The organism is Aeromonas lusitana (assembly GCF_002812985.1).
Classification (GTDB): domain Bacteria; phylum Pseudomonadota; class Gammaproteobacteria; order Enterobacterales; family Aeromonadaceae; genus Aeromonas; species Aeromonas lusitana.
Genome location: NZ_PGCP01000062.1, coordinates 1 through 824, shown reverse-complemented (window position 1 = coordinate 824; position 824 = coordinate 1). Strand labels below are relative to the sequence as shown.

Annotated in this window: 1 protein-coding gene; it reads right to left on the bottom strand. The window is 59.6% G+C overall.

The genetic code is table 11. The features are described from left to right. Positions 1-824 (bottom strand): T1SS-143 repeat domain-containing protein (locus tag CUC44_RS20880; protein WP_157812818.1); only part of this gene is annotated, 824 nt, incomplete at both ends.

The window sequence follows — 824 nt, the reverse complement described above, 5'->3', positions numbered from 1 at the left end:
CCGTCGGCCGTGGTGCCCACCAGATCGCCATTGGCATCCAGGCTGAAGGTCACCGGGCTGCCGTGACTGTTGTATTTGCCGTCCAGGCTCTGCTGGATGGCTGCGATATCGAATTTGAGGCTGTTTCCATCGAGGGCATCGGAGCCATGGCTCACGGTGAAGCTCATGTGGTTAACCACATCCTTCGCTCCCTGGTTGGCCTCGGTCATCTCGGTACCGGTCACGGCGCTGATCACCGGATTGGCCCCATCGCCAATGGCGACGCTCAGGGAAGAAGAGACTTTGTCACCATCGGAATCAGTGAGCGTGAAGCCCGCCTTGAGCAGGCTGTCCGCACTGCCCTGATCCAGCGGCTGGTTGAGGGTGAACACATAGTGGCCCTGCTGATCCAGCGTCAGGGTGAAGACGTTCTGGCCGTTGACGCTGCCGCTGATGCTGTTGCCGCTGATGCTGATAACCACCGGTTGGCCACCGCTGGTGAGCCCTTGCAGGCCGGGCTGATTGGTATCGAAGCTGATGTTGGCAAGCGGATCTGCACCTGCGGTGATATTGAGATCCCCAGAGAGGCTCTGACCTGCACTCCAGTCGCTGTCTTCCGTGAGTGAAATGGAAACCGCGTCCACGCTCGGCAAGGCGCCATCGGTGATGGCGATATTGAGGGTGCCGAGGTTGCTCTGATCCCCGTCATAATCTGTGCCCTGCACCTGCAGACCCAGATTGACGCTGTTGCTGGTGAGCGGCTGATCCAGCACGCCGTCCAGTTGCAGGTGGTATTTACCGTCCAGATCCAGGGTGACAGTCAAAATGACCTTGCCAGCGGCATC